Source organism: Micromonospora sp. KC723, from assembly GCF_004348595.1.
GTDB lineage: Bacteria > Actinomycetota > Actinomycetes > Mycobacteriales > Micromonosporaceae > Micromonospora.
Window position 1 is genome coordinate 1 of sequence record NZ_SMKD01000077.1, and the last position, 25793, is coordinate 25793.

General features: G+C 73.6%; 28 protein-coding genes, 2 tRNA genes and 1 pseudogene. 18 read left to right on the top strand and 13 right to left on the bottom strand.

The annotated features are described in order from the left end of the window. The 4 genes from E1165_RS17680 to E1165_RS17695 form a co-directional block, all read left to right on the top strand. Positions 1–239: hypothetical protein (locus E1165_RS17680; protein ID WP_132392836.1), on the top strand; the 239-nt coding region annotated here is incomplete at its 5' end. A 310-nt stretch (positions 240–549) separates the two neighbouring features. Further along, a tRNA-Met gene (locus E1165_RS17685) sits at positions 550–626 on the top strand. A 216-nt stretch (positions 627–842) separates the two neighbouring features. Then, positions 843–919: transfer RNA gene (locus E1165_RS17690), tRNA-Met, on the top strand. Between the two features lie 140 nt (positions 920–1059). Beyond that, entirely contained in the window at positions 1060–1305 is a 246-nt protein-coding gene (locus tag E1165_RS17695; protein ID WP_132392838.1) for a hypothetical protein, read from the top strand. Positions 1306–1343: 38 nt separating this feature from the next. Here the strand turns inward: E1165_RS17695 and E1165_RS17700 are convergent, their stop codons facing one another. Continuing rightward, positions 1344–2672, bottom strand: coding sequence for an ABC transporter substrate-binding protein (locus tag E1165_RS17700; protein WP_243704839.1), 1329 nt, complete (start codon positions 2670–2672; stop codon positions 1344–1346). Positions 2673–2870: 198 nt separating this feature from the next. Between E1165_RS17700 and E1165_RS17705 the strand changes: the two genes are divergently transcribed. Together E1165_RS17705 and E1165_RS17710 are read left to right on the top strand one after the other, a co-directional pair. Then, the gene (locus E1165_RS17705) at positions 2871–4094 is read left to right on the top strand and encodes a right-handed parallel beta-helix repeat-containing protein (RefSeq protein WP_132392842.1); all 1224 of its coding nucleotides are present in this window, start codon (positions 2871–2873) and stop codon (positions 4092–4094) included. Between the two features lie 74 nt (positions 4095–4168). Next, on the top strand, positions 4169–5002 hold the full coding sequence (locus E1165_RS17710; RefSeq protein WP_132392844.1) for a phosphoribosylaminoimidazolesuccinocarboxamide synthase: 834 nt from the start codon (positions 4169–4171) through the stop codon (positions 5000–5002). A 42-nt stretch (positions 5003–5044) separates the two neighbouring features. Here E1165_RS17710 and glpK read toward each other — a convergent pair whose 3' ends face one another. Then, positions 5045–6529, bottom strand: a complete 1485-nt coding sequence (gene glpK, locus E1165_RS17715) for a glycerol kinase GlpK (RefSeq protein ID WP_132392846.1) — start codon at positions 6527–6529, stop codon at positions 5045–5047. Positions 6530–6593: 64 nt separating this feature from the next. Here glpK and E1165_RS17720 point away from each other — a divergent pair, with 64 nt between their 5' ends. Further along, positions 6594–7532 carry a ribose-phosphate pyrophosphokinase gene (locus E1165_RS17720; protein WP_132392848.1) on the top strand — a complete coding sequence of 313 codons (939 nt, stop codon included), beginning with the start codon at positions 6594–6596 and terminating at the stop codon, positions 7530–7532. A gap of 50 nt (positions 7533–7582) precedes the next feature. Here E1165_RS17720 and E1165_RS17725 read toward each other — a convergent pair whose 3' ends face one another. After that, the gene (locus E1165_RS17725; RefSeq protein WP_132392850.1) at positions 7583–8041 is read right to left on the bottom strand and encodes an ATP-binding protein; all 459 of its coding nucleotides are present in this window, start codon (positions 8039–8041) and stop codon (positions 7583–7585) included. A gap of 120 nt (positions 8042–8161) precedes the next feature. Here E1165_RS17725 and macS point away from each other — a divergent pair, with 120 nt between their 5' ends. Beyond that, the gene (macS, locus tag E1165_RS17730; RefSeq protein ID WP_132392852.1) at positions 8162–9286 is read left to right on the top strand and encodes a MacS family sensor histidine kinase; all 1125 of its coding nucleotides are present in this window, start codon (positions 8162–8164) and stop codon (positions 9284–9286) included. Continuing rightward, positions 9283–9942 (top strand): response regulator transcription factor, encoded by a 660-nt coding sequence (locus E1165_RS17735; protein ID WP_132392854.1) that lies wholly within the window; start codon positions 9283–9285, stop codon positions 9940–9942. Before macS ends, E1165_RS17735 begins: the two co-directional genes overlap by 4 nt. 5 nt (positions 9943–9947) lie before the next feature. Here E1165_RS17735 and E1165_RS17740 read toward each other — a convergent pair whose 3' ends face one another. The 3 genes from E1165_RS17740 to E1165_RS17750 all read right to left on the bottom strand — a co-directional run bounded on the left by E1165_RS17740 (position 9948) and on the right by E1165_RS17750 (position 12388). After that, positions 9948–10520, bottom strand: a complete 573-nt coding sequence (locus E1165_RS17740; RefSeq protein WP_132392856.1) for a DUF5709 domain-containing protein — start codon at positions 10518–10520, stop codon at positions 9948–9950. 72 nt (positions 10521–10592) lie between these two features. Then, a complete protein-coding gene (locus tag E1165_RS30515) occupies positions 10593–11333 on the bottom strand; it encodes an ATP-binding protein (protein WP_305792148.1) in 741 nt (246 codons plus the stop codon). A gap of 56 nt (positions 11334–11389) precedes the next feature. Beyond that, complete coding sequence (locus E1165_RS17750) at positions 11390–12388, bottom strand: SDR family oxidoreductase (protein ID WP_132392860.1); 999 nt, start codon at positions 12386–12388, stop codon at positions 11390–11392. Between the two features lie 361 nt (positions 12389–12749). Between E1165_RS17750 and E1165_RS17755 the strand changes: the two genes are divergently transcribed. Next, positions 12750–13949 carry a glycosyltransferase gene (locus E1165_RS17755; protein ID WP_132392862.1) on the top strand — a complete coding sequence of 400 codons (1200 nt, stop codon included), beginning with the start codon at positions 12750–12752 and terminating at the stop codon, positions 13947–13949. A gap of 11 nt (positions 13950–13960) precedes the next feature. Here the strand turns inward: E1165_RS17755 and E1165_RS17760 are convergent, their stop codons facing one another. From E1165_RS17760 to aroA, 4 genes are all read right to left on the bottom strand, one after another. Beyond that, entirely contained in the window at positions 13961–14833 is an 873-nt protein-coding gene (locus E1165_RS17760; RefSeq protein WP_207916934.1) for a hypothetical protein, read from the bottom strand. Positions 14834–14893: 60 nt separating this feature from the next. Continuing rightward, positions 14894–15712: a histidinol-phosphatase gene (gene hisN, locus E1165_RS17765; protein WP_132392866.1), complete on the bottom strand. Its 819-nt coding sequence runs from the start codon at positions 15710–15712 to the stop codon at positions 14894–14896. Between the two features lie 56 nt (positions 15713–15768). Then, positions 15769–16662 carry a ribosome small subunit-dependent GTPase A gene (gene rsgA, locus E1165_RS17770; protein ID WP_132392888.1) on the bottom strand — a complete coding sequence of 298 codons (894 nt, stop codon included), beginning with the start codon at positions 16660–16662 and terminating at the stop codon, positions 15769–15771. A 205-nt stretch (positions 16663–16867) separates the two neighbouring features. Next, positions 16868–18169 (bottom strand): 3-phosphoshikimate 1-carboxyvinyltransferase, encoded by a 1302-nt coding sequence (aroA, locus tag E1165_RS17775; protein ID WP_132392868.1) that lies wholly within the window; start codon positions 18167–18169, stop codon positions 16868–16870. A gap of 103 nt (positions 18170–18272) precedes the next feature. On the opposite strand from aroA, the gene E1165_RS17780 reads away from it, so the two are divergent. The 5 genes from E1165_RS17780 (at position 18273) to rsrA (ending at position 21633) form a co-directional block, all read left to right on the top strand. Next, entirely contained in the window at positions 18273–18971 is a 699-nt protein-coding gene (locus E1165_RS17780) for an SOS response-associated peptidase (RefSeq protein WP_132392870.1), read from the top strand. 202 nt (positions 18972–19173) lie between these two features. Beyond that, positions 19174–19566, top strand: coding sequence for a WhiB family transcriptional regulator (locus E1165_RS17785; protein ID WP_132392872.1), 393 nt, complete (start codon positions 19174–19176; stop codon positions 19564–19566). A gap of 80 nt (positions 19567–19646) precedes the next feature. Continuing rightward, positions 19647–20261 (top strand): alpha/beta family hydrolase, encoded by a 615-nt coding sequence (locus tag E1165_RS17790; RefSeq protein ID WP_132392874.1) that lies wholly within the window; start codon positions 19647–19649, stop codon positions 20259–20261. A gap of 264 nt (positions 20262–20525) precedes the next feature. After that, positions 20526–21344, top strand: a complete 819-nt coding sequence (locus E1165_RS17795; protein ID WP_132392876.1) for a sigma-70 family RNA polymerase sigma factor — start codon at positions 20526–20528, stop codon at positions 21342–21344. 1 nt (position 21345) lies between these two features. Beyond that, the gene (gene rsrA / locus E1165_RS17800; protein WP_132392878.1) at positions 21346–21633 is read left to right on the top strand and encodes a mycothiol system anti-sigma-R factor; all 288 of its coding nucleotides are present in this window, start codon (positions 21346–21348) and stop codon (positions 21631–21633) included. 87 nt (positions 21634–21720) lie between these two features. Here the strand turns inward: rsrA and E1165_RS30785 are convergent, their stop codons facing one another. Continuing rightward, on the bottom strand, positions 21721–21795 hold the full coding sequence (locus tag E1165_RS30785) for a 50S ribosomal protein bL37 (protein ID WP_369700219.1): 75 nt from the start codon (positions 21793–21795) through the stop codon (positions 21721–21723). Between the two features lie 249 nt (positions 21796–22044). On the opposite strand from E1165_RS30785, the gene E1165_RS17805 reads away from it, so the two are divergent. Together E1165_RS17805 and E1165_RS17810 are read left to right on the top strand one after the other, a co-directional pair. Further along, a complete protein-coding gene (locus tag E1165_RS17805; RefSeq protein ID WP_132392880.1) occupies positions 22045–22260 on the top strand; it encodes a biotin/lipoyl-binding carrier protein in 216 nt (71 codons plus the stop codon). Next, positions 22257–22763, top strand: coding sequence for an N-acetyltransferase (locus E1165_RS17810; RefSeq protein ID WP_132392882.1), 507 nt, complete (start codon positions 22257–22259; stop codon positions 22761–22763). The genes E1165_RS17805 and E1165_RS17810 overlap by 4 nt, the downstream gene beginning before the upstream one ends. Before the next feature lie 65 nt (positions 22764–22828). Here the strand turns inward: E1165_RS17810 and E1165_RS17815 are convergent, their stop codons facing one another. Beyond that, complete coding sequence (locus E1165_RS17815; RefSeq protein WP_132392884.1) at positions 22829–23461, bottom strand: TetR/AcrR family transcriptional regulator; 633 nt, start codon at positions 23459–23461, stop codon at positions 22829–22831. A 111-nt stretch (positions 23462–23572) separates the two neighbouring features. Here E1165_RS17815 and E1165_RS17820 point away from each other — a divergent pair, with 111 nt between their 5' ends. Then, positions 23573–25162, top strand: a complete 1590-nt coding sequence (locus E1165_RS17820; protein ID WP_132392886.1) for an MDR family MFS transporter — start codon at positions 23573–23575, stop codon at positions 25160–25162. A 58-nt stretch (positions 25163–25220) separates the two neighbouring features. Here E1165_RS17820 and E1165_RS17825 read toward each other — a convergent pair. Next, positions 25221–25793, bottom strand: a pseudogene (locus E1165_RS17825) (tetratricopeptide repeat protein); the annotation flags it as partial.

Here is a 25793-nt window from a genome sequence, read left to right on the forward strand (position 1 = left end):
GGCCCCCGTTGACCGGTGAGCTGGCCGCCGCCGCGGAGCGGGTGCAGTCGGCGATCGTCGAGGTCAAGGCCGCGCAGGCGTCCGGCGACTTCGAGCGGTACGGCCGAGCCCTCAAGGCGCTGGACGAGGCGATGACCGCGTTCCAGCAGGCGCAGCGGGCGGCTGCCCCGACTGGCAGCCCGGCCCCGGCGCCCAGCGGCAGCCCGTCCGGCTCACCGGCGCCGTCGCCGAACGCCTGACCGGCTCCACCGACGAAGCCCTCGACCCGACGACCGACCCCGGTCGGCAGGTCGCGGGCTTCGTCGTCTTTCCGGTCCGGTGTCCGCGACCTGCCGGACCGGTCCACCTTCTTCTCTCCGGGCAGGACCGGAACGGGGAGACGCGATCCGGGCACGAGGGACGCAGCCCGTTTCGAAAGTTGCACCGGAGCGCGGCCCCGCGCGCTCTCCGCCCGCGGATGCCGCGGTGCCGCGCAAACGGGCCCGAAGTGCGGGGTGCCGGGCCCGTTTTGCGGGTCCGGGGGCCGGTGCGCTACGGTTAACAGGCCGACGCGGGGTGGAGCAGCTCGGTAGCTCGCTGGGCTCATAACCCAGAGGTCGCAGGTTCAAATCCTGTCCCCGCTACCACGACGAACGGCCCGAGGATCTTCATCCTCGGGCCGTTCGCTGTTCCGAGGCCCGGTCCGTCATCCGCGATCTCCAGGCTTCGGCCTCCTCTCCGACTCGCCGGGCCCGCGTTTCAGGCTCGGTCCCCGCCCGGAACGTCGGCCGGGAGGGCCGGGTGCCCGATCCGGGGACCCGCCGGATCGCCACGACGGGGATGCGCTAGGCTTATGGAGTCGACGCGGGGTGGAGCAGCTCGGTAGCTCGCTGGGCTCATAACCCAGAGGTCGCAGGTTCAAATCCTGTCCCCGCTACCACGACGAACGGCCCGAGGATCTTCATCCTCGGGCCGTTCGCTGTTCCGAGGCCCGAGGTCCGTGTCCCACGTGCGGCTGGTCGACAGGGCGTTCCGGCCCGTCCGAGTGCCGAGGTTGCGCATCTCGGTCAGGATGGAGGCATGTCTTCTTGGAACAGGTGGTGGGGCCGACTGAGCGCGGTCCTCGGTGCGGTCGTGCTCTCGGTGTTCGTGCCGGTCGCGGCCTGGGCGTCCACGGGCACCGGTGAGCTGGTGGTGGAGGCGGCGCGGCGCAAGGGCCGGGGCGGCGGCTTCCTCGGCCTGCTGTGTTGTCTCGTGGTGGTCGTGGCGATCGTCCTGCTGGTCCTGCGGCTGATGCGCAACCGTCGCAACCGTCCGCCGAGCTGACCCACCCCGGGCCAGTCGAGGGGCGGCCCGGATCGCGGTCAGGTGGCGAGCGTGGACTGCGCCTGTGCCATGAAGGTGGCGGTGGTGGTGCGTACGCCCGCTTTCCCGGAGCGGATGGTCCGGGCCGAGGCGGCGAGCAGCGCACCCACCCGGCCGTGTCCCTTGGGTGGCGGTGCGGGCGCGGATCCGACCAGATCGCGCAGGGCTGTGCCGAGAGCGGCGACGCGCTTGGCCACCGGGTCGGTGAGCGACCCGGTGACGGCCTCCCGTACGGCGAGGGTGGGTGGGAGCCCGCGTTCGGTGCCGAGGACGCGGCCGGCCTCGACGTCGGTGGCGAGGAACTGGAGGACGTCGGCCACCACGGCGGGGTGCCGGGTGCCGTGGAACCCGGCCCAGTACATCGAGGCGCGGTCCCACTCGGCGGCCGACGGGCCGGGGCAGCCGACCAGGGCCAGCTCGTCGCTGGTGTGGCGCTGCAACTCGGGAAGCTGGTGTGACCAGGCGAACGAGGCCGCGGTGTGCCCGGTCACGACCAACTGCCGTGCGGGCTCGCCGCCGTCGGCCCGGTCGACGAGCGCCGGCGCCGGGGTGGCTCGCCCGACCCGGGCCCGCTGCCAGAACTCGAACCAGTCCACCAGGAGATTCGCGTCGAAGCCGAGCTGCCGCCCCTGGTAGAACTTCGCCCCCTGGCCGCGTAGCCAGAGCCACAGGGTCCGCTGGTCGCCCGAGGGATCCATGGTGCCGGCAACCCGGCCGTTGCTGGCCCGGGTCACCCGGGCGGCCCATGTCACGTAGTCGGCCCACGGCATGGCCGTCGGTGGCGGGACCCCGAGCCGGCGCAGCAGGTCCTTGTTGTAGACGACTGCCGCGTGGGTCTGCGCGGCCGGGACGCCGACGGTGCGTCCGTCCACCCGGCCGTACTCGGCCAGTCCGGGGGGCAGGTCGCTCAGGTCGAGCCGGCCGTCCGTGGTGTACGGGTCGAGGTCGAGTGTGATGCCCTGCTGCGCGTACTCGGTCAGCACCGACTCGTCGAGCTGGAACAGGTCCGGCACGTTGCCGCCGGCGGACTGGGTGGCGAGCCGGTCGTAGTAGCCGTCCACACCCTGCCAGGTCACCCGGAAGGTGACCCGGGGGTTGCGGGCGGAGTAGAGCCGCAGGGCCCGCTCGGTCGCCTGGGCCCGCGGGGTGTCGCCGAACCAGAAGACGGACAGCTCGACCGGTCCGTCGTCGGTGTGGCCGGTCACCTCCTGGCGGCAGCCGCTGAGCCCGCCGGCGGCGAACGCCGGCACCGCCAGCAGTGCGCCGAGCAGCCGCCGCCGGGCCGGGTCGACGCGGGACCGGGGGATCGGGGGACGGGCATCGGGCACGGGGAGCTCCTGGGCAGGTGGACGAGGCCGGATCATTCACGCAGGCCCCGAGGCAGGGTGTCAACGCCCCGGTGGTCGTCGGTGCCGGCCGGGTGACAGATGCAGTGATTGACATCAATATGTGTCACTCGTATCGTGCGAGGTGGGCCTGGAAAGCGCTTTCCGGGCCGACCGTCCGCCACCACACCGGAGTGCCTCATGACCGTACCCACCGGACCGCGAACATCCCACCCGCTGCCCACCGCAGCCGCGACCCTGGCCCTGGCCGTCCTCGGTGTCCTGGCCGTGGTCCCGGCACCCGCCACGGCGGCCCCCGCCGAGCTGGTGGTCGCCACCAACGGCAACGACTCCGCGGCCGGCACGGTCGCCGCACCGCTGCGAACCATCCAGCGGGCCGTCGACCTGGCCGGACCCGGCACGAGGATTCTCATCCGGGGCGGCACGTACGCGCCGACCGGCAACGTCCAGATCACCAAGAGCGGCACCGCCACCGCGCCCATCACCGTCAGCCGGTACGGCTCGGAGCGGGTGCTGCTCGACGGGGAGCAGTTGCCGGGAACCCCGGCCCCGGTGGGTGGCAGCCTGCCCAACGCCCAGCGCGGCGTGCTGCACATCGAGAAGGCCGGGCACTGGACCATCGTCGGGCTGGAGATCGCCAACGGTCCGTACGGGGTGTACTGCCGGGACTGCCACCACGTCGTCTTCGACCGGCTGGTCACCCGGGACAACTACGAGAGCGGGCTGCAGATCCAGGGCGCCTCGAACGACAACCAGGTGTTGAACCTGGACAGCTACGGCAACCGCGACCCCCGCAAGAACGGCGAGAGCGCCGACGGCCTGGCGATCAAGGAGGGTTCCGGCACCGGCAACGTGGTCCGGGGAGCCCGGCTCTGGAACAACGTCGACGACGGCTTCGACGCCTGGCTGTTCACCTCGCCGATCCGCGTCGAGAACTCGGTGGCCTGGGGGAACGGGGTCAACCGCTGGGGGTTCCCCGACTTCGCCGGAGACGGCAACGGCTTCAAGATGGGCGGCGGCGACCCCGACCCGCCGGCCGCCCACGTGATCCGCAACAGCATCGCCTTCGCCAACGCCACCGGCGGCTTCGTCGACAACGGCAACCCCGGGGCGCTGGTCTTCGACCGCAACACCGCGTACCGCAACGGCGGGACCGGCTTCAACGTCTCCCGGTCGAAGTCCACCGTCACCCGGAACCTGTCGGTGCGCAACAAGACGGCGGTCAGCCTCGGCTCCGCCACCGGCAGCGGGAACTCCTGGAACATCAAGTCCAGTTGGGGCGACGCCGACCTGGCCAGCACCGACTCGAGCGTGATCACCGGTCCGCGTACCCCGGAGGGGGCCATCCGGTCGTCGAACTTCTTGCGACCGGCGGCCGGGACCGACCTCGGCGCCCGGATCTGAACCCGCCTCACGGCGGCGGGCGACGCCCGGTGCGGCCCCCCGGGCGTCGCCCGCCGCGTGGTCTACTAGGCCGCGTGGAACTTCTGCACTCGGGCAAGGTACGGGACGTCTACGCCGACGGTGACGACCTGATCCTGGTCGCCTCCGACCGCATCTCGATCTACGACGTGGTGCTGCCGACCCCGATCCCCGACAAGGGCAAACTGCTCACCGCGCTCTCGCTCTGGTGGTTCGATCGGCTCGCCGACGTGGTGCCACACCACGTCCTGTCCGCCACCGACGTGCCGGCGGAGTTCGCCGGCCGGGCGATCCGGTGCCGCCGGCTGGACATGGTGCCGGTCGAGTGCGTGGCGCGCGGCTATCTCACCGGCGGTGGCCTGAAGGAGTACCAGGCCACCGGCAGGGTCTCCGGGGTCGAGCTGCCGCGCGGGCTGGTCGAGGCGTCGATCCTGCCCGAGCCGATCTTCACCCCGTCGACCAAGGCGCCGGTGGGGGAACACGACGAGCCGATCACCTTCGCCCAGGTGGTGGAGAAGGTCGGCGCCGAGACCGCCGAGCGGTTGCGGCAGATCACCCTCGACGTCTACCGCCGGGGCGCGGAACTCGCCGCCGACCGGGGCATCCTGATCGCCGACACCAAGATCGAGCTGGGATGGGCGGCCGACGGCACCCTCATGATCGGCGACGAGCTGCTCACCTCGGACTCGTCCCGGTTCTGGCCGGCCGAGTCGTACCAGCCCGGCCGTACCCAGTTCTCCTACGACAAGCAGTACGTCCGGGACTGGGCCGTGCACAGCGGCTGGGACAAGCAGCCGCCGGCGCCCGAGGTGCCCGCCGATGTGGTCGAGGCGACCCGGGCCCGCTACGTCGACGTCTACGAGAAGCTCACCGGCAACCGCTGGGCCTGACCGGGGGCGGCGCCCCGGCGTCCCCGCCGCGCAGCCGGGCCGTCACTCCACCCAGTCCAGCGTGCGGGCGACGGCCTTGCGCCACTGGCGCAGCTCCCGGTCGCGGCGTGCGGGCGTCATCGTGGACTCCCACTGGGCGTCCGCCCGCCACTGCGTCCGCAGGGTGGCCAGGTCCGGCCAGAAGCCGACCGCCAGGCCGGCCGCGTACGCCGCGCCGAGGCAGGTGGTCTCGGTGATCCGCGACCGCACCACCGGCACGTCGAGGACGTCGGCGAGGAACTGCATCAGCAGCCCGTTCGCCGTCATCCCGCCGTCGACCCGGAGCCGGCGCAGCGCCACGTCCGAGTCGGCGTTCATCGCGTCGATGACCTCCCGGGTCTGCCAGGCCGACGCCTCCAGCGCCGCGCGGGCCAGGTGCCCCTTGGTGATGTAGCCGGTCAGCCCGGCGATCACCCCCCGGGCGTCGCTGCGCCAGTGCGGCGCGAACAGCCCGGAGAAGGCCGGCACCACGTAGCAGCCGCCGTTGTCGTCGACCGTGCGGGCCAGCTCCTCCACCTCCGGGGCGGAGGAGATCAGGCCCAGGTTGTCGCGCAGCCACTGCACCAGCGATCCGGTCACCGCGATCGCCCCCTCCAGGGCGTACGCGGCCGGATGGCCGTCGATCCGGTACGCCACGGTGGTGAGCAGGCCGTGCGTGGAGGGGACCGGGCTGGCCCCGGTGTTCAGCAGCAGGAAGCTGCCGGTGCCGTAGGTGCACTTCGCCTCGCCCGGCTGGAAGCAGGTCTGCCCGAACAGGGCGGCCTGCTGGTCGCCCAGGGCGCTGGCCACCGGCACCCCGGGCAGCAGCCCGTCGGCGGTGCCGTACACCTCGGCGGAGGAGCGGATCTCCGGCAGCATCGCCGCCGGCACCCGCATGACGTCGAGCAGCTCCGGATCCCAGTCGAGGGTCTCCAGGTCCATCAGCATGGTCCGGCTGGCGTTGGTCACGTCGGTGACGTGCCGCCCGGTCAGCTTCCAGATCAGCCAGCTGTCCATGGTGCCGAAGAGCACCTCGCCCCGCTCCGCGCGCTCGCGCAGCCCGTCGACGTTCTCCAGCAACCAGCGCAGCTTCGGCCCGGCGAAGTAGGTGGCCAGGGTCAGGCCGGTCCGCTCGCGCAGCTTCTGCTCCCCGTACGCCTCGGCCAGCTCGCGCAGCAGCGGGCCGGTGCGGGTGTCCTGCCAGACGATGGCGTTGGCCACCGGGCGGCCGGTGGCCCGGTCCCAGATGACGGTGGTCTCCCGCTGGTTGGTGATACCCACCGCCGCCAGCCCCGCCGGGCCGGTGCCGGCGTCCTCCAGCGCGTCCCGGACCACCAGTTGGACGTGGGACCAGATCTCCTCGGCGTCGTGCTCCACCCAGCCCGGCTGGGGGAAGATCTGCCGGTGCTCGCGCTGGGCCACGGAGACGATCTCCCCGGCCCGGTCGAAGACGATGCACCGGGACGAGGTGGTGCCCTGGTCGATGGCGGCGACGTACTCTCCGGTCATGGCGGCACCGTACCCGGCGGGGCCGCCCCCGGAGAACAGGTGCCGGCCCGTACGATCTGGGAACGTGCGTGACATCGCCGTCTTCAGCGGAACCGCCCATCCCGACCTCGCCGCCGAGATCTGCGCCCACCTCGACGTTCCCCTGCATCCCGTGCGGGTGTCCCGGTTCGCCAACGACTGCCTCGAGGTGCAGTTGCAGGCGAACTGCCGGGAGCGGGACGTCTTCCTGATCCAGCCGCTGGTGCCCCCGGTGCAGGAGCACCTGGTCGAGCTGCTGCTCATGATCGACGCCGCCCGGGGCGCGTCCGCCGGACGGATCACGGTGGTGCTGCCGCACTACGCGTACGCCCGGTCGGACAAGAAGGACGCCCCGCGCATCTCCATCGGCGGCCGGCTCGTCGCGGACCTGCTCACCTCCGCCGGAGCTCACCGGGTGCTGGCGCTGACCCTGCACTCGCCGCAGGTGCACGGCTTCTTCAGCGTCCCGGTCGACCACCTGCACGCGCTGCGCGAGCTGGCCTCGCACTTCCGCCGGTACGACCTGAGCAACACCGTCGTGGTCTCCCCGGATCTGGGCAACGCCAAGGAGGCGGCGGCGTTCGCGCGGATGCTGGGCACCCCGGTCGCCGCCGGTGCCAAGCAGCGGTTCAGCGACGACCGGGTCAAGATCAGCACGGTGATCGGCGACGTCGCCGACCGGGACGTGATCGTCCTGGACGACGAGATCGCCAAGGGCAGCACGGTCATCGAGCTGATGGCCCACCTCCGGGAGCGGAACGTGCGCTCGATCCGGCTCGCCTGCACCCACGGGTTGTTCTCCAGCGGCGCCCTGGAACGACTCGGCGCGCAGGACGGGGTGCTGGAGATCGTCTGCACCAACACCGTGCCGATCCCGGCGGAGAAGCGGGTGCCGAAGCTGGAGATCCTCTCCGTGGCGCCCGCGCTGGCCGAGGCGGTGCGCCGGATCCACAACGGCGAGTCGGTCAGCGCCCTCTTCGGCTGAGCGCCGCGCCGGGCCCGGCCGGTGCGGCGGCGCCGGCCGGGGTCGCGGCGCTAGTCAGCGCCGGCGTGCCGGGTGGCGACGACGGAGGCGCTGATCCGTACCGTGGTGCCACCCGGGCGGGTCTCGACCTCCATCGCGTCGCTCAGCTCGCGGGCCAGCCACAGCCCCCAGCCGCCCGCGGTGTCCGGAGCCGGCCGGGACCGGTCGTCCAGCCGCTGCGCGCTGATGCCACCCCCGTGGTCGGTGACCTCGCAGACGACCGTGTCGGCGTGTCGCCAGAGCCGCAGCCAGCCCCGCCCACCGCCGTGCCGGACGGCGTTGGTGATCAGCTCGTTGACCGCCAGCACGAAGTCGTCCAGGCGTTGGCCGCCCAGCCCGGCCGACTGCGCGCAGGAGCCGACCGAGTGTCGCAGCTCGGTCACCTGTGCCTGGTCGAAGGCCTGGGCGATGAGAAGTGCGGGTTCGATGGGCACAACCGTACGCGGTGGTGGCGGATCTGCGTTCGTCATGGCCCTGTCCCGACGGCGGGTCTCGGAGGTATTCGCGACATTTCCACCGTACGTCAGGGTTCTCCATCCGACGCGGGCCGGCTCGGGGGTTAGCCCAGCGGAGTGTGGCATCGTGTCGCCATGCCGTCGTCGCCGGGTGGTTTCGCGGACCCGCTCTGGCGGTCCATCGCCGTCTTCCGGTTCGCCTCGCTGGCGTACGTCTGCGTCCTGGTGGCCCGGGACGCCGACCGGTACGCCCACCCGTTCGCCGCCGTGGCCGTCCTGCTGGTGATGCTGGCCTGGTCCGCGGCGGCCACGGCCGGGTACGCCCGGCCGGCGAACCGGAGCTGGCCGCTGCTCCTGGCCGACCTGGCGGTGGCGCTGGCCGTCCTCGCGGCGACCCCGTGGGTGGTCGGCCGGGAGGCACTCGCCGCCGGCGTGCCCACCCTGGCCGTGGTCTGGGAGGGCGGCCCGGTGCTGGCCTGGGCGGTCTCCGGCGGCCGGCGGCGTGGCGCGGTGGCCGCGGTGCTGCTCGGGGTGGCGGACCTGGCCGCCCGGGGGTTCAGCACCCCTTCGGTCACCGGGTTGATCCTGCTGCTGCTCGCCGGCGTGATCGTCGGGCACGTGGCCCGGCTGGCGGTGACGGCCGAGGAACGGATGCAACGGGCGGTGGAGCTGGAGGCGGCCACCCGGGAGCGGGAGCGGCTGGCCCGGGGGATCCACGACTCGGTGCTCCAGGTGCTGGCGCTGGTGCAGCGGCGCGGCGCCCACCTCGACGGGGAGGCCGGCGAGCTGGCCCGCCTCGCGGGTGAGCAGGAGGCGGCGCTGCGGGCGCTCATCGCCGGTGGCGACCCGGTGCCCGCCGACGCGGAGGACGGCGCGCTGGACCTGCGGGCCCTGCTCGGCCGGTACGCCTCGGCGGCCGTCTCGGTCTCCGTCCCGGCGACCCCCGTCGCGCTGCCGGCCCGGACGGCCCGGGAGGTGGCGGCGGCGACGGCGGCGGCGCTGGACAACGTCGAGCGGCACGCCGGCGGCCGGGCGTGGGTGCTGGTCGAGGACGAGGGGGAGACGGTGACCGTGTCGGTGCGCGACGCCGGCCCCGGCATCCCCGAGGGGCGCCTCGTCGAGGCGGCCCGGCAGGGGAGGCTCGGGGTGGCCCAGTCCATCCGGGGCCGGGTCGCCGACCTCGGCGGCGAGGTGCGCATCGCCGCCACGCCGGGCGAGGGCACCGAGATCGAACTGGTCGTGCCGAGAAGGGGCGGATGAGCGTGGTGCGGGTGATGGTGGTCGACGACCACCCGATGTGGCGTGAAGGGGTGGCCCGGGACCTCACCGAGGCCGGCCACCAGGTCGTCGCCACCAGTGGGGAGGGGCGGCAGGCGATCCGGGTGGCGGCGGCCACCCGTCCGGACGTGGTGGTGCTCGATCTCCAGCTGCCCGACGTGTCCGGCGTGGCGGTGATCCGGGGACTGCGCGCCGCGCTGCCCGAGGTGCGGGTGCTGATGCTCTCGGCCAGCGGCGAACAGCAGGGCGTGCTCGACGCGATGAAGGCCGGTGCCACCGGCTACCTGGTGAAGTCCGCCGCGCCGGCGGAGTTCCTCGACGCGGTCCGTCGTACCGCCGCCGGGGAGCCGGTCTTCACCCCGGGCCTGGCCGGGCTGGTGCTGGGGGAGTACCGCCGGCTCGCCGCCGCGCCGACGCCACCGGCCGGTCGGTACGACGCCGCCCCCCGGCTCACCGAGCGGGAGACCGAGGTGCTGCGGCTGGTGGCCAAGGGGCTGTCGTACAAGCAGATCGCCGGGCGGTTGGGCCTGTCGCACCGTACGGTGCAGAACCACGTCCAGAACACGCTGGGCAAGCTGCAGTTGCACAACCGGGTGGAGCTGACCCGCTACGCGATCGAGCACGGGTTGGACGCCTGACGAGGTCAGCGGGCCTCCGGCGGGCGGGTCTCGTGGATCGCCAGTTCCTCGGCGCTGGCACCGCCACCGGCCGCGCCCGCGTCGTACGCGACGTTGTCGGTCTCCTGGTCGGTGTGCGCGCCCTCGTCCGGTTCGACCAGCCGACCCACCTGGTGGTCGGCGACGGTGCCGAGCTGGCCGTGGTCGTAGACCGAGACCGGGGAGTTCGGGTCCGAGGTGGGGCCGGGGTCCATCACGTCGGCGTCGAGCTGGGCCTGGGCGGCTGCCTCGTCGCTGTCCGCCTCGGCGGCGATGTCCGGGTCGACCGGCGCGGCCAACGGGTCGTCGGGGGCGCGTTCGTACTGTTCCCGCTGGAGCTTGTAGTCCAGCGACTCGCCGTCGAGCTGCTCGTCGGCGGTGGTCCCGAAGTGGTCCACCGCCACCGGCGTCCGGTCGCCCGGTAGCTGGGCCGGCGCGGGGCCGTCCGCCTCGCGGCCGGTGAGGACGTCGTCGTTGGCGGTCGAGTCGTCGTCGGCGGTGTCGGGCAGGCCGTCGGCCTCCGGGTCGGACAAGGGGGTCGGGTACTCGTCGTCGCGCATGGCTGACCACTACCCACTGCCGCCCACCGGGTAACCGCCACCACGGCCTGAGATCGGGACGAAAGGGGAAAGTCAGCTCTGCTGCGCGGTTTCGTCCTCGCCGTGCAGCACGCACCACACCACCTTGCCGTCCGGCACCCGCGTGCTGCCCCAGCGCCGGGCCACCGTGTCGATGAGCAGCAGGCCACGGCCGCCGGCCGAGGTGAGTGGGGCACGCCCGGCGTACGTCGGCTGCTGCCGGGACCGGTCCCGGACGGCGACGTGCAGGGCGCTGTCGCGCGGGGCCAGCCGGACCGTCATCGGGGTCCGGGCGTGAGCTACCACGTTGTTGACCATCTCGGTGACCGCGATGCACCCCGGCTCGGCCAGCTCCGGCATCCCCCAACGGGCACAGCCGTCGGCCACCAGTTCCCGGGCCCGGCGCGCCGCCCCCACCTCGGGTGCCAGGTCCAGGGCCAGCAGGGCGGCCAACGGGCTGCGGGCCAGCGCGGCGGTGGCCTCGTCCAGGGTGGCGCACACCGTCAGCCCGGCGGCCGGCGGACCCGTGACCGTGCCGGCCGGATCCAGCACCAGCAGGTCCGCGGCGGGCCAGTCGGCGACGGTACGCCGCACCTCGGCCAGCATCCGGGCAGCCGTCGCGTCGGTCGAGCGCAGCTCCGCGACGTCCACCACGATGGGGCCGGGCCGGTCGCTGAGCCGGGCCAGCAGGGCGGCCCGTACCCGGTCGGCGGCGACCGGCTCCAGCAGGCCGCTCAGCCGCACGATGGCGGACGACTCGTCCGCCTCCATCAGGCATCGCGCGTCCGTCGGCATGATCGCCCCATTGTGCACCCCGGCGACCGGCCGCGCACCCGGCCGCTCCGGCCGGCTCATCGGCCCGCCCGCGTGCGTCGGGTGATCGCGGCCACCGTCCCGACCGCGGTGCCGGCCGCGGCCAACCCGAACGCCGCCGTCATCCGGAGCAACTGCCCGCGCCGGCCGTGCCAGCCGCCCGCCCGAACCGCCTCCGCGTCCGGGCGGAAAACGTTCCCGCTGCTCTCCACCGCCCGCGCGGTCCCGAACTGGGTGCGGTGGACGTACCAGCCCAGCGCCCGTTCGGCCAGCGCCGGCGCGACCCGCCACTGCAGTCCCATCAGCCGTGCCGCGCCCCCGGCGTACGCCTCGCGGCGCGGCCGGCGCAGCAGCCGGACGATCGTCTCGGCCACCATCTCCGGCGGGTAGATCGGCGGCGGCGGGACCAGCTCCCGCCCGGTGTGGTTGCCGGCGTGCCGGAAGAACGGGGTGTCGATGGTGGCCGGCAGCACGGTGCAGACCGAGACGGCGTCCCGGCCGGTCACCCGCAGCTCCTGCCGGACGGTGTCGGCGAGTCCCCGGATGCCGTGCTTCGTGGCGTTGTACGCCGACTGGTACGGCATCGCCACCTCGGCCAGCACCGACGCGTTGTTGACCAGCACCCCGCCGCCGGACGCGCTCAGCCAGGGCAACGCCGCCCGCGTGCCGTAGGCGGTGCCGAGCAGGTTCACCTCGACCACCCGGCGGAACTCCTCCACCGGAATCTCGTCGAAGAGGCCGACCGCGCTGACCGCCGCGTTGTTCACCCAGGCGTCGATCCGGCCGAACTCGGTGACCGCCCGGGCGGCCAACTCCTCGACGGCCACCGGGTCCGTGACGTCCGTCGGCACGGCCAGCGCCCGGCCGCCCAACTCCCGGCAGCGGCGGGCGACCTCGGACAGGGCGGGCGCACTGCGGGCGGCGAGTACGACGGCGGTGCCCCGGCGGGCCAGGTCGTACGCCGTCGCGGTGCCGATTCCGCTGGAGGCGCCGGTGATCACCACGGTGGCCTCGGCAAGCGGGCGGGTCAACGGCATTCCTGGTCGGTACCCCCAACCAGGCCCGCTCATGCCGCCGAGACCCCGTCGATCCGGCGTCGAGCAGCCGGTCGACCCCGTGCCGCGCCCGCCCGCCGGGAGACGGCAAGGCGGCCCGGCCGGCGGGTGATCCAGGCCCTCCCCGCCGACCTGTCGGTATCGGATCAGATCCGCCCCGGCGGCGGTTAGCCCGCCCGGCCCTGTGCGCCAAGGGCGTCGCGGCCCCGGCCGACCCGGCCCGGCCGGCTCGCACCACTCACGCTGACTGCTCCCGATCTGCCAGGTTTCGGCTCGTCAGCGCTCGGTTAATGGGACCCTCTGACCGGAGGATCATCCCTCGCAGATCGCATGGAGGTGCACCATGCGCGTCGGCCTCGTCTGCGCGCACGCCGGCCTCACCCGGCATGCGGACGGCCCCGCCGTCGGCACCCACGAGCACGTCGCCCGGGTCGCCGCCGAGCTGGCCGGGCGCGGTCACGACGTGCGGGTCTACGAGCGCCGGGACGACCCGGCCCTGCCGCCCAGCGCCGAGGTCGACGGCTACCGTGTCGAACGGGTGCCCGTGGGGCCACCCCATCCCACCCCCAGCGCCGCGCTGGTCGGCCACATGGCCGAGTTCGGGCGCTGGTTGGCCGACCGGTGGGCCGGGGAGTGGACGCCCGAGGTGGTGCACGGGCACTACTGGATCGGTGGGTTGGCCGCCGCCCAGGCGGTCCGCGAGACGGACATCCCGGTCGTGCAGACCTTCCACTCCCTCGGCGTCGAGCAGCTGCGCCACCTCGGCCAGCGCTACGACGGCCCGGGGGAGCGGATCCCGCTGGAGCGGGCGCTCATCCGGGCGGTCGACATCGCCATCGCCCAGTGCAACGACGAGGTCGACGAGCTGACCCGGATGGGCCTGCAACGCACCTCGGTGGCGATGGTGCCGACCGGGGTGGACACCGTGCGGTTCCACCCCGACGGGGAAGCCGCCCCCCGTGACCAGCGGCCCCGCATCCTCTCCGTGGGCGGCCTGTCGCCCGGCCACGGCCAGGAGGACGTGATCCGCGCGCTGCGCCTGGTCGGCGACGCCGAACTGGTCATCGCCGGCGGGCCGCCGCCCGAGCAGCTCGCCACCCACGCCGAGGCCCGCCGACTGCGTGAGCTGGCCGAACGTACCGGGGTCGCCGAACAGGTGAAGCTGGTGGGTGCGGTGCCGCACGACCAGATGGCCACCTGGTACCGGTCGGCCGACGTGGTGGCCTGCACCCCGCACTACGCCTGCGCCGGGCGGGTGTCGCTGGAGGCGATGGCCTGCGGCGTGCCCGTGGTCGGCTACGCGATGGGGGGCATCGCCGACGCCGTCGTCGACGAGGTCACCGGCCGGCTGGTCCCGCCGGGTGACGTCCGTACCCTCGGCGTGACGCTGCGCCGGCTGCTCGCCGACAACGCCGGACGGTTCGCGTACGGGCACGCCGCCGTCGACCGGGTCCGGTGCAGCTACACCTGGGAACGCACCGCCGGCGCGCTGGAACGCCTCTACGAACGGGTGGTCGGGAAGCGCAAGCCGGTCGAGGCCTGACCGGCTGGTGCTCACCGGCTGGGTGGCGCCGCCCGGCCCCGGGCCGTGCCGACCATCGCCCGCTGCCGGTCCCGGGCGACCGCGTGATGGTGCTGCGGCTCGGCGTACCGGGTCAACCCGATCACGGCCGCCAGGGTGACCAGGAAACCGATCGCCGCCAGCCACTCCCGTCCCGGCCAGATCTTGTCGTTGAGCAGCAGCAGGCCGACGATCGCGGCGGGCACCGCGCCGGCGGCGTCCATCGCCGCCACCGCGGCCGTGGTGGAACCGCGCTGCATGGCCAGGCCGAGCAGCAGTTGCCCCACCACGGAGTGCGCGATCAGCAGGTAGAGCAGTGGGTCCCGGGCGAACGCCTCGACCGACGGCGCCGAGGCCAGCGGCCGGGCGGCGACCGCCGCCGCGGAGAAGGCCAGCCCGGCCAGCGAGCCGAGCGCCACCGACCCGGGTGAACCGTGTAGCCGTACCGCGAAGAAACCCAGCACGGCGATGCCGCCGAGCGCGACCGCCAGGGTGACCAGGCCGGCCGTGCCGAGCGCCTTCGACGGGGCCGGCTGGGCGGAGAGCACCAGCGCGGTGATCCCGCCGAACAGCAGTACCAGCAGGGCGATCTCGGCAGTCGGCAGGCGCCACTTCAGCACCACCACCCCGAGTACGGCGGTCACCCCGAGGCCGGCGGCCACGCTCGCCTGCACCAGGAACAGCGGCAGGTCCCGCCGGGCCAGGAAGGCCAGCACGAAGCCGGCCACCTGGAAGACCAGCCCCACCACGTACGTGCGGTGGCTGGCCAGCCGCAACAGCAGGCCCGGGTCGAAGGTGTGGTGCACGGTCGTCCGGGCGGCGGCGACCGACTGCAGCATGTTGGCGAAGCCGTACGCGACGATCATTGTCGCGAGGAAGCACCACCCGGAGGACACCACCTGGCGAGGATAGAGGGTGCCGCCGGCTCAGCGCGCGGTCGGCTGTGCCAGCCGGGCCAGAACCTCCGTGTGCAGCGGACCGTTGGTGGCGACCGCGCTGCTCTCCGCACCCGCCGGGCCGGCCGGGGCGGCGCGCCCCGACAGGTCGGTGAACGTGCCCCCGGCCTCGGTGACCACCGGCACCAGGGCGGCGATGTCCCACAGCGACAACTCGGGCTCGACCATGACGTCCAGCGCGCCCTCGGCGAGCAGCATGTAGCCGTAGAAGTCGCCGTACGCCCGGCTGCGCCAGGTGTCCCGCATGATCTGGAGCACCGCCTCCAACCGGCCGGCCTGCTCCCAGCCGGTCAACGACGAGTAGCAGAAGCTCGCGTCGGCCAGGTCCCGCACCGCCGACACCCGGATCGGCTCGCCGGAGGCGGCGTCCGGTCCCGCGTACGCGCCCGCGCCCCGCGCGCCCCACCAGCGGCGGCCCAACGCCGGGGCGGAGACCAGGCCCACCACCGGTCGGTCGCCCTCCAGCAGCGCGATCAGCGTGGCCCAGACCGGCACGCCACGGACGAAGTTCTTGGTCCCGTCGATCGGGTCGACCACCCAGCGCCGGCCTGCCGGACCGGTGGCGGGCTGCTCGCCGTACTCCTCGCCGAGCAGACCGTCCCCGGGACGCTCACCGGCCAGCAGGGCCCGGATCTCCCGCTCCACGGCGGTGTCCGCGTCCGACACCGGGGTCAGGTCCGGTTTCGTCTCCACCCGCAGGTCGAGCGCGCGGAACCGGGCCATGGAGATGGCGTCGGCGGCGTCGGCGAGCCGGTGGGCGAGGGCGATGTCGTCGGCGTACCCGGTCATGCCGGCAACGGTAGCGACGGCCCGGACCCCCCGCCGGCCGGGTCGTGCGGGGCCGGTCACGATCCGGCGAGCGGATCGCCCGGGTTGCGCTCCGGTTCCCGTGGGTCGCCCTCGCCGGAGCGGGAGGCCAGCAACCGGCGGTACGACGCCAGCCGGCGCGCGTCGGCCCGGCCGGCGGCCACCCAGGCGTCCAGCGCGCAGTCGGCCTCCTCGGCCGTGTGCGGACAGTTCGGCGGGCAGTCGACCGTCGCCTCGACCAGATCCGGGAAGCCGTGCAGCAGACTCTCCGCGGAGACGTGCGCGAGCCCGAAGCTGCGTATCCCCGGGGTGTCCACGATCCAGCCCGGGTCGCCGTGGGCGCCGGGGGCGGCGGGCAGCCGCAACGCCACCGCGCTGGTGGAGGTGTGCCGGCCCCGGCCGATCGCGCTGACCGTGCCCACCGCCCGGGCCGCCTCCGGCACCAGCCGGTTGACCAGCGTCGACTTGCCCACCCCGGAGTGCCCCACCAGGACCGAAACCCGCCCGGCGAGCAGGGCGCGCAGCGCGTCGAGGTCGGAGTCCGGCCGGATCAGCACGTACGGCAGTTCCAGTTCGGCGTAGTAGCCGAGAACCTGCTCCGGGCCGGCCAGGTCGGCCTTGGTCAGGCAGAGCAGCGGCTCGATGCCCGCGTCGTACGTGGCCACCAGGCAGCGGTCGATGAAACCGGTGCGCGGCGGCGGGTCGGCGAGCGCGCTGACGATCACCAGTTGGTCGGCGTTGGCGACCACGACCCGTTCCAGCCGCCCCTCGGCGGTCGTCTCGTCGTCGTCGGCCGTCCGCCGCAGCACCGAGCGCCGCTCGGCGATCCGGACGATCCGGGCCAGCGCTCCGGCCGCGCCGGAGGTGTCGCCCACCAGGCCCACCTGGTCGCCCACCACCACCGACTTGCGCCCCAGTTCACGGGCGCGCATGGCGGTGACGGTGAGGGCGTCGGGAGCGGCGGAGAGCACGCAGGTGTAGCGGCCCCGGTCGACGGCGACCACGAAGCCGTCGACCGCGTCGGCGTGCCGGGGCCGGGTCCGGGTACGGGGACGCGAGGACTTCCCGGGCCGGACCCGTACGTCGTCCTCGTCGTACTCCCGCCGTCTGTCTGCCAGGACCGCCCCCTCGTCCGCGTCAGCTCTTGCCGGTCACCATCGCCGACCATAGCGCCGGGAACTCGGGCATGGTCTTCGAGGTGCAGGCCACGTCGTCCACCTCGATGCCCGGGACGGCCAGACCGGCCACCGCGGCGGCGTGTGCCATCCGGTGGTCGGCGTACGTGCGGAAGATCCCGCCCCGCAGCGGGCGGGGCCGGATCTCCAGCCCGTCGTCGCTCTCGGTGAGGTCCGCGCCGAGCGCGGTGAACTCGCGGGCCAGCGCCGCGATCCGGTCGGTCTCGTGGCCCCGGATGTGCGCGATGCCGGTCAGCCGGGAGGGGGAGTCGGCCAGCATGGCAAGCGCGGTCAGCGCCGGGGTCAGCTCGCTGACGTCGGAGAGGTCGGCCTCCAGCCCGTGCACCGTGCCGGTGCCCCGCACCGTCAGCCCGGCGGTGGTCAGGGTGACCTCGCCGCCCATCCGTTGCAGCAGCGAGCGGAGCTGCTCGACCGGCTGGGCGCTGCTGTGCGGCCAGCCCTGCAATGTGACCTCGCCGCCGGTGACCAGCGCGGCGGCGAAGAACGGCACGGCGCCGGAGAGGTCCGGCTCGATCTCCCAGCCGCGCCCGGCCAGCGGGCCGGGCGCGACCGTCCAGACGTCCGGCGTGCCGTCGTCGACCGCCGCCCCGGCGGCCCGGAGCATCCGCACGGTCATCCGCAGGTGCGGCGCGGAGGGAACCGGCGGGCCCACGTGCCGGACCACCACGCCCCGGTCGAACCGGGCCCCGGCGAGCAGCAGCCCGGAGACGAGTTGGCTGGACGCCGAGGCGTCGATCACCACCTCGCCCCCGGTGACCCGGCCGGTGCCCTGGACCACCAGCGGCAGGCTGCCGGTGGTGGGGGCGTCGATGCGGACACCGAGGGAGCGCAGCGCGCCGATCAGCGGGCCGAGCGGACGGACCCGGGCCTGTGGGTCGCCGTCGAAGGTGACCCGCCCCTCGGCCAGCCCGGCGACCGGCGGCACGAAGCGCATCACCGTGCCGGCCAGCCCGACGTCGACGTGGGCCGGGCCGACCAGCGGATACGGCCGGACCAACCAGCGGTCGTCGTCGGAGACGGACACGTGCGCGCCCATCGCCCGCAGCCCACCGGCCATCAGCTCGGTGTCCCGCGCGCGCAGTGGCGCGTGCAGGGTCGACGGGCCGCCGGCCAGGGCGCTGAGCACCAGGGCCCGGGCGGTCATCGACTTGGAGCCGGGTAGGCGCAGCGTCGCCGCCACCGGGTCGCTGGCGGTCGGAGCGGTCCACGGCTGCGGCGGCCGGGTCGCGGTCAGATTCCCCACAGTGACATTGTGCCAAGTCCGCCGGCCCACGGAACCCGCGCGGCGGCTCGACTCCCGGTTGGCGGGACAGCCGACGCGGGCGCGGGGCGTTAGCGTGTGCGCCATGTGCGGGAGGTACGCGACGACCCGGAGTGCCGCCGACCTGAGCGCGCTGTTCGAGTCGTACGACGAGACCGACGGCCGGCTCGGGCCGGACCACAACGTCGCCCCGACCGACCCGGTGCCGCTGGTCCGGGTGGACTCCGACGCCGGGCGGGTGCTGTCGGTGGGGCGGTGGGGGCTGGTGCCGCACTGGTCGCGCTCGGCGGCCGGCGCCGCCCGGATGATCAACGCGCGGGCCGAGACGGTCGCGACCAGCCGGGCGTACGCCGACCCGTTCGCCCGCCGGCGCTGCCTCGTGCCGGCCGACGGCTGGTACGAGTGGGTCCGCCGTCCCGACGGCGGCAAGCAGCCCTACTACCTGACCCCGCAGGACGGCTCGGTGCTGGCCTTCGCCGGCATCTGGTCGCGGTGGGAGTCGTTGCTCACGTTCAGCGTGCTGACCACCGCCGCCGTGGGGGAGCTGGCCGAGGTGCACGACCGGATGCCGCTGCTGGTGCCCCGGCAGCGGTGGGACGACTGGCTGGCCCCGGCCGACGACCCGGCGGCGTTGCTCGCCCCGCCTCCGCCGGGGTGGCTCGCCGGGCTGGAGATCCGTCCGGTGGGGCCGGCGGTGGGGGACGTTCGCAACGACGGGCCCGGGTTGGTCCAACGGGTGCCCGTGCCGCAGGAGCGGGTCGGGGAGGAAATGACGCTGTTCTGAATGTCGCTCACGCGACATTGTCGCGTACCAATTGCCAGAGTTCCGGGCGAAACGTCGCTCGGATCTTCAGGCATGTTTGCGCGCAGCCTCTTGTCTCCGCCTCCGTCAGTGCGATAGAACCGAGCGCCGGCACTGGGAGCGTTTTCGCGCGGTGCGAATGACGCCCGTCGATCTTGCCGGTCCCACGGGGGAGGTGGGTGTGATGACCCGGGCGCGTATGCCCCGACCGCACGAGGTGGCCGCCGCGCGACGCGATCCGCGACTCTTGCGCGCCTTGCGGGAACGGCGACAGGACGAAGCCTGGCGGACCAGGGGGACCTGCCAGAGTGTCGATCCTGAGACATTCTTTCCGGCGCCGAACGAGCCGGCCGACGCCGCCGTCGCGCTCTGCCGCAGCTGCGACGTCCAGGGGTCCTGCCTGGCCTGGGCCCTGGAGGTCGGCGACTGCCACGGCGTCTGGGGTGGCACCACGCCGCGCGAGCGCCGCGCCATGCTGGTCGCCTGGCGGACCGAGGTCCGGCCGGATCCGGACGCGGCCGACGACGCCGGGCCGCCGGTGCGCGACCGCCTGCTCACCCTCGTGCCGCTGAGCTGACCAGCCACCGGTCCGGCCCGGCAGGACGAGTTGCCGGGGTCTCACGAGACCCTGGCGTGGTCGGGCCGGACAATGGTCCGGTGCCGGACCACGACGAGATCGCCACCCCGCGCGGGCCCGCGCGGGTCGAGACCGACCTGCCGGCCGGACCACCGGTCGCCCTGCTGGTGCTCGGGCACGGCGCGGGTGGCGACGTCGACGCCCCGGACCTGGTGGCGGTCCGCGACGCCGTGGTCGGCGCGGGGGTGGCCGTGGCCCGGGTGACCCAGCCGTACCGGGTGGCCGGGCGGCGGGCGCCGGCGCCGGCGGGGCACCTCGACGAGGCGTGGACCGCCGTGCTGGCCGTGCTGCGCGGGCGGCACGCCGGCGTACCCCTGGTGGTGGGCGGGCGGTCCAGCGGCGCGCGGGTGGCCTGTCGCACCGCCACCGCCGTCGGCGCCGCCGGGGTGGTGGCGCTCGCCTTTCCGCTGCACCCGCCGGGCAAGCCGGAGCGGTCGCGGGCCGGGGAACTGCTGACCGGGCTGCCCACGCTGGTGGTCAACGGCGACCGGGACCCGTTCGGGGTGCCCGCCGGGGGCGGTGCGGTCGAGGTGGCGGTCCGGCCCGGGGAGCGGCACGACCTGCGGCAGGATCCGGCCGGCAGCGCCGACGTGGTGCGCGGTTGGCTACGCGGACGGGGTTGGGCCGTCGGCTGACCCGCTGCCCACGCCCGACGGCGGGCAGGGGCCGTGTCCGGGTGCGGTGGGTGGTCGTTGCATCGGATGGTGTCGACGCCACTCCGGGCGGCGGCGCCGTCCCTCCCAGGCCCTTCCTGGTCCCAGCGTCGGCCAGCGCCGAGGCGCCCAGCGTCGGCCACGGCCGAGGCCGGGACCAGGAACGGGGGACATCCGGCGGAATGCCGGAGCCCGGACCCGGTGTTACCCCTCCGGGAGACAGACGTCTGGTGAGAGGGGTGACCGGTGCCGACCGAGACACGGAGCCGGGAACGGGACGAACGGGAGGCGCGGCAGCTCAGGCAGTTGCTGGCAGCCCCGGAATGGCCCGCGGCGGCGGACGGCCCGGCCGTGGTGAGCACGGGCACACCCGGCGGAACGGGATCTACGGGCAGGGCGGGAAGCGTATTCTCGGCGGGAAAGCATCCGACGCGAGGGGATGTGCGGTTGACCACCGAGAAGACGGACGAGCGCAGGGCCCGCTTCGAGCGGGACGCGATGCCTTTCGTCGATCAGCTCTACGCCGCCGGGCTGCGGATGACCCGCAACCCGGCGGATGCGGAGGACCTGGTCCAGGAGACCTACCTGAAGGCGTACGCCGCCTTCCACCAGTTCGAGCAGGGCACGAACCTGAAGGCCTGGCTGTACCGGATCCTGACCAACACCTACATCAACTCCTACCGGAAGCGGCAGCGCCAACCCATCCAGGCGCCCACCGACGAGATCACCGACTGGCAGCTCGCCGAGGCGGAGTCGCACACCTCCAGCGGTCTGCGCTCGGCCGAGACCGAGGCGCTGGACCGGCTGCCGGACAGCGATGTCAAGGAGGCTCTCCAGCAGTTGCCGGAGGAGTTCCGGCTGGCGGTCTACCTGACCGACGTCGAAGGCTTCTCCTACAAGGAGGTCGCCGACATCATGGGCACGCCGATCGGCACGGTGATGTCGCGGCTGCACCGCGGTCGACGTAATCTGCGCAAGCTGCTGGAGGGCTACGCGGCGGAGCGGGGGTTCAGCGCCGCGCAGTCCTCGAAGGGTTCGACCGCCGCCGCCGGCCGGGAGGTGTGACGTGAGCTGTGGAGAACCGCACGAGACGGACTGCCGTGAGGTCCTGGCGGAGGTCTACCTCTACCTCGACCTGGAGTGCGCGGCGGAACGGCGTGAGCTGATCCGCCACCACCTGGACGAGTGCGGGCCCTGTCTGCGTGAGTACGGCATCGAGCAGGAGGTGAAGGCGCTGGTGGCCCGCTGCTGCGGCAACGAGACCGCCCCCGACGAGTTGCGCGAGCGGCTGCGGGTACGCCTCACCGAGCTGGTGGTCTTCGAGGCCAGCGAGTCACGCGAACTCGCCGACTGAGGTACGGACGACGGTGGCCCGGGTCGACTCGACCCGGGCCACCGTGCTGTCTGATCCTTCGACGGCGGACGGTCCCGCCGGGCGAGGTCAGGAGTTGGGGCGCTTGCCGTGGTTGGCGCCGCTCTTCTTGCGGGCCTTCTTCTTGCGGGCCTTCTTCGCCATGTTGACCTCCTCGTGATGGTCGGATCCCTGCCGCGGCGACCCCGGCGCCGGTGCACGCACCGGTCCTCCCGGCACCCGGGTCCGACCCGCTGATGCTAGTGCGGCCGGGCCCCGCCATCGTCCGCCGGGGCGGCGCGTCCGACCGGCCGGTCGACGGCGGGACAGCGCACGACTGCCGCTCCCCGCCCGCGCGTGGCTTGCGCATGATTGGATACGTCGGCAGGTAACCGCGAGAGGGAGGGCCGGGAGATGGCCGAGGAAATCCGCGCCGAGATGGTGGCCAACGTCTGGAAGGTCGTCGCGTCGGCCGGCGACGCCGTGTCCGAGGGGGACACGTTGGTGATCCTCGAGTCGATGAAGATGGAGATCCCGGTCGTCGCGGAGTCCGACGGCGTGGTCCGGCAGCTCGCCGTCAACGAGGGCGACGTCGTGCAGGACGGCGACCTGATCGCCGTGATCGAATGACCGACCTGGCGGTCCGCCCGGCGGCCCCGGCCGACCACGCCGCGGTCGCCCGGTTGACCGTCGCCGCGTACGAGGCGGACGGCCAGCTCAAGGACGAGGCCGGGTACGCCGAGGTGCTCGCCGACGTGGCCACCCGGGCGGGCACGGGGGCGGTGCTGGTTGCGGTGGATTCGGCGACCGGGGCGGTGCTCGGCTCGGTGACGTTCGTGCTCCCCGGCAGCCCGTACGCGGAGCTCTCCGGCCCTGGCGAGGCCGAGTTCCGGATGCTGGCCGTGGACCCGGCCGCCCAGGGCCGGGGCGCCGGCGAGGCACTGGTCCGGGCGTGTGTGGACCGGGCCGTGGCGCTCGGCTGCTCGGCGGTGGTGATCTCTGTCCGGGCCGGCATGGCCGGGGCCGCCCGGCGGCTCTACGACCGGGTCGGTTTCCGGCGGACGCCCGAGCGGGACTGGTCGCCGGTGCCCGGGGTGGAGTTGCTGGGGTTGCGCCTGGAGCTGTCCGCCTGACCGCCTGCTGGCCGAGGGCGGGTACCGACGTGCCGCGTCCGGTGCGGCACCGGCGCCGGCTTCGCTCAGCGGTGGGCGGCTGCGGTGTTGGCCATACCCCCGTCGGTGCGCCCGGCTCCCGGGTCGCCGGCTTCGGGCTCGGCGATCTTCGACAACAGTTCGTTGGCGACCTCAAGCGCGATCCGCCGGCGTTCGTCGTCGGTGAGATCGGGTGCGCGTACCGCGAACCAACTGCTGTGCACCGCGAAGAGAGACAGTGTGGCGCGCAGGTGGGAGGCCGGGTTGTCGTCGCCGCGGGCCAGCGCGTCGGCGACCCGCAGGATGCGTTCCCGCATCTGCTGCCCGGCGGCGAGGCTCTTCAGCACCGTCTGGTTCTGCTCGAAGAAGCGCATCACCGAGGACTGTTCGTTGGTGAACAGGTCATCGGTGTAGCGGGCGAGCAGCGCGCGCCGGGTCGTCCCGCCGGCCGGTTGCTGCTCCGCCCAGGCGATCAGCTCGTCCATCCGGTGTAGCCGGTCCTCGACGAAGCTGGTGACGATCTCGTCCTTGCTCCTGAAGTGGTAGTAGAGCGCCGCCTTGGTCACCCCGAGTCGTTCGGCGATCTCCCGCAGCGACGTCTTCTCGTAACCCTGCTCGGTGAAGAGCTCCAGGGCGACGGCCTGGATGCGCTCACGCGTGCCGCTTGTGCTCTCTCTCACCTGGACCCCCTATCCCGCTTGACCCCTGCTCCGGCCCAACTTACCGTACGGCTAGTAAGGTTGCTGGCCGGCCGGCAAGTAAGTGAATCGAACTCGTGGGGGAGCTTACCGATGAGTCAGGAAAAGGCGACGGTACGGCCCAACGTCCGACTCGTGCTGATCGGGCTGATGATCGCCATGATGCTCGCGATGCTCGACAACATGATCGTCAGCACCGCCCTGCCGCGGATCGCGCTCGAGTTCGGCGGCGCCAACCACTTCACCTGGATCGTCACCGCGTACATCCTCGGCACGACGGTCTCCACCCCGATCTGGGGCAAGCTTGGCGACCTGTACGGACGCAAGACCGTCTTCCTGACCTCGGTGGTCCTCTTCCTGGCCGGCTCGGCGCTCTGCGGCATGTCCGGCTCCGAGGTGCTCGGCGGCGTCGACAACGGCATGGTGCAGCTGATCGCGTTCCGGGCAGTCCAGGGCCTCGGCGCCGGTGGCCTGATGGTCGGTGTGATGGCGAGCATCGGTGACCTGGTACCGCCGCGCGAGCGGGGTCGCTACCAGGGCATGATCGCCGGAATCATGGCCATCGCCATGGTGGCCGGGCCGCTGGTGGGCGGCTTCATCACCGACCACCTCTCCTGGCGCTGGGCGTTCTACGTGAACCTGCCGCTCGGCGGTGTCGCGCTGCTCGTCCTCGCCACCACCATGCGCCTGCCGAAGTACCGCACCGAGCACAAGATCGACTGGCTGGGCGCCGCGTTGCTCTCCGTCGGCATCACCGCGATCGTGCTGGTCACCACCTGGGGTGGCACCCAGTACCCGTGGGCCTCGCCGCAGATCCTCGGCCTGGTCGCGCTGGCCGTGGTGGCGCTGTCCGCCTTCGGCCTCGTCGAGCGGCGTGCCCCCGAACCGATCCTGCCGCTGAGCCTCTTCGCCACCCGCAACTTCGCGCTGATCTCGGTGATCGGCTTCCTGCTCGGTTTCGGGATGTTCGGTGTGATGAACTTCCTCCCGCTCTACCAGCAGACCGTGCAGGGCGCCTCGGCCACCAACAGCGGCCTGCTGCTGCTGCCGCTGATGTTCGGCATGCTGGTGGTCTCGCTGGTCGTCGGCCGGGCCATCACGAAGACCGGCCGCTACCGGGCGTACCCGATCATCGGCGGGGTGGTGATGACCGTCGGCATGGTCCTGCTGACCCGGCTCGACGCGGACACCAGCAAGACCGAATCCTCGCTCTACCTGGTCGTGCTCGGTGTCGGCATGGGCTTCCTCATGCAGACCACGATGCTGATCGCGCAGAACAGCGTCGAACAGCGGGACCTCGGCGCGGCCAGCGGCGCGGCCACCTTCTTCCGTTCCATCGGCGGCTCGTTCGGCGTCTCGCTGTTCGGCGCGATCTTCGCCCACCGGCTGGCCGACTCGCCTGCCGGCACCGCGTTCGGCGGTGGTGGTGGCGGCGAGGGTCGGAGCATGAGCCTGGAGGTGCTCCGCGAGCTGCCGGCGCAACTGCGTGACACGGTGCTGGCGGGGCTCTCCGACGCCATCTCGCATGTCTTCGTCTGGGCGGTGTTCTTCATCGTCGCGGTGCCCGTGCTGGCCTGGTTCATCAAGGAGGTCCCGCTGCGGTCGACCAACGACGCGCCGTCGGCCGACGCCACGCCCGAGGAGCGGGCCGAGGTCGCGCTCGGCAAGGCTCCGGCCGCCTGACCGCTCCGTGGCGGCCGTCGCCCGCCCCGGGTCGGAGGGGCCCGTGGGGTCGCGTCGGTCAGGGGCGGAGGAGAACGGTCAGGCGGCGCCAGAGCCGGCGGAGGCTGAACCGGTCCCGCCGCGCCACCCCGCCCGCCGCACCCGTCAGCGCGCGGGCGAGCGCGGCGGTCGCCTCGTCCAGAGCCGGCGTGGCCAGCGCCAGGTATGCCAGGGAGACCGCGATCGGCACCGGTCGCTCCCGGGCGACCTCCGCCACGTCGGCGAGCCGTTCGGCCACCATCCCGGCGACGTCGGCACGGACCGCGGGGTCGACCCAGGCGGCGGTGACCAGGGCGAACAGGGCGGCCTCGGTGATCCAGTCCTCGACGCCCCAGATCAGCTCGACCAGCACCCGGCGTCGGGTCGACTCGGCCCACGGCTCGTCGGTGCGGTGGTGCAGCAGTCCGAGACAGGCCCAGACCTGCACGCACCGGACCCAGAGCGAGGGGTCCTGCCCGGCCAGCACCCGCCCCACCGCGGTGGCCGGCGGCTCGGGCGGGTGCACCAGCAGCCCCAGCAGGTCGGCGAGGTCCAGGGTGGCAAGTCCGACCGCCGCGTCGTACGCGGCCGGTGGGTGGGGCCAGGCGGGGTG

Excerpts from the sequence above, each read along its gene's own strand:
- E1165_RS17695 (WP_132392838.1), top strand. The coding sequence starts at position 1,060 with ATGTCTTCTTGGAACAGGTGGTGGGGCCGACTGAGCGCGGTCCTCGGT.
- E1165_RS17705 (WP_132392842.1), top strand. The coding sequence starts at position 2,871 with ATGACCGTACCCACCGGACCGCGAACATCCCACCCGCTGCCCACCGCA.
- glpK (WP_132392846.1), bottom strand. The coding sequence starts at position 6,529 with ATGACCGGAGAGTACGTCGCCGCCATCGACCAGGGCACCACCTCGTCC.
- E1165_RS17725 (WP_132392850.1), bottom strand. The coding sequence starts at position 8,041 with ATGACGAACGCAGATCCGCCACCACCGCGTACGGTTGTGCCCATCGAA.
- macS (WP_132392852.1), top strand. The coding sequence starts at position 8,162 with ATGCCGTCGTCGCCGGGTGGTTTCGCGGACCCGCTCTGGCGGTCCATC.
- E1165_RS17735 (WP_132392854.1), top strand. The coding sequence starts at position 9,283 with ATGAGCGTGGTGCGGGTGATGGTGGTCGACGACCACCCGATGTGGCGT.
- E1165_RS17740 (WP_132392856.1), bottom strand. The coding sequence starts at position 10,520 with ATGCGCGACGACGAGTACCCGACCCCCTTGTCCGACCCGGAGGCCGAC.
- E1165_RS30515 (WP_305792148.1), bottom strand. The coding sequence starts at position 11,333 with ATGCCGACGGACGCGCGATGCCTGATGGAGGCGGACGAGTCGTCCGCC.
- E1165_RS17750 (WP_132392860.1), bottom strand. The coding sequence starts at position 12,388 with ATGCCGTTGACCCGCCCGCTTGCCGAGGCCACCGTGGTGATCACCGGC.
- E1165_RS17755 (WP_132392862.1), top strand. The coding sequence starts at position 12,750 with ATGCGCGTCGGCCTCGTCTGCGCGCACGCCGGCCTCACCCGGCATGCG.
- E1165_RS17760 (WP_207916934.1), bottom strand. The coding sequence starts at position 14,833 with ATGATCGTCGCGTACGGCTTCGCCAACATGCTGCAGTCGGTCGCCGCC.
- hisN (WP_132392866.1), bottom strand. The coding sequence starts at position 15,712 with ATGACCGGGTACGCCGACGACATCGCCCTCGCCCACCGGCTCGCCGAC.
- rsgA (WP_132392888.1), bottom strand. The coding sequence starts at position 16,662 with ATGCGCGCCCGTGAACTGGGGCGCAAGTCGGTGGTGGTGGGCGACCAG.
- E1165_RS17780 (WP_132392870.1), top strand. The coding sequence starts at position 18,273 with ATGTGCGGGAGGTACGCGACGACCCGGAGTGCCGCCGACCTGAGCGCG.
- E1165_RS17785 (WP_132392872.1), top strand. The coding sequence starts at position 19,174 with ATGACCCGGGCGCGTATGCCCCGACCGCACGAGGTGGCCGCCGCGCGA.
- E1165_RS17805 (WP_132392880.1), top strand. The coding sequence starts at position 22,045 with ATGGCCGAGGAAATCCGCGCCGAGATGGTGGCCAACGTCTGGAAGGTC.
- E1165_RS17810 (WP_132392882.1), top strand. The coding sequence starts at position 22,257 with ATGACCGACCTGGCGGTCCGCCCGGCGGCCCCGGCCGACCACGCCGCG.
- E1165_RS17820 (WP_132392886.1), top strand. The coding sequence starts at position 23,573 with ATGAGTCAGGAAAAGGCGACGGTACGGCCCAACGTCCGACTCGTGCTG.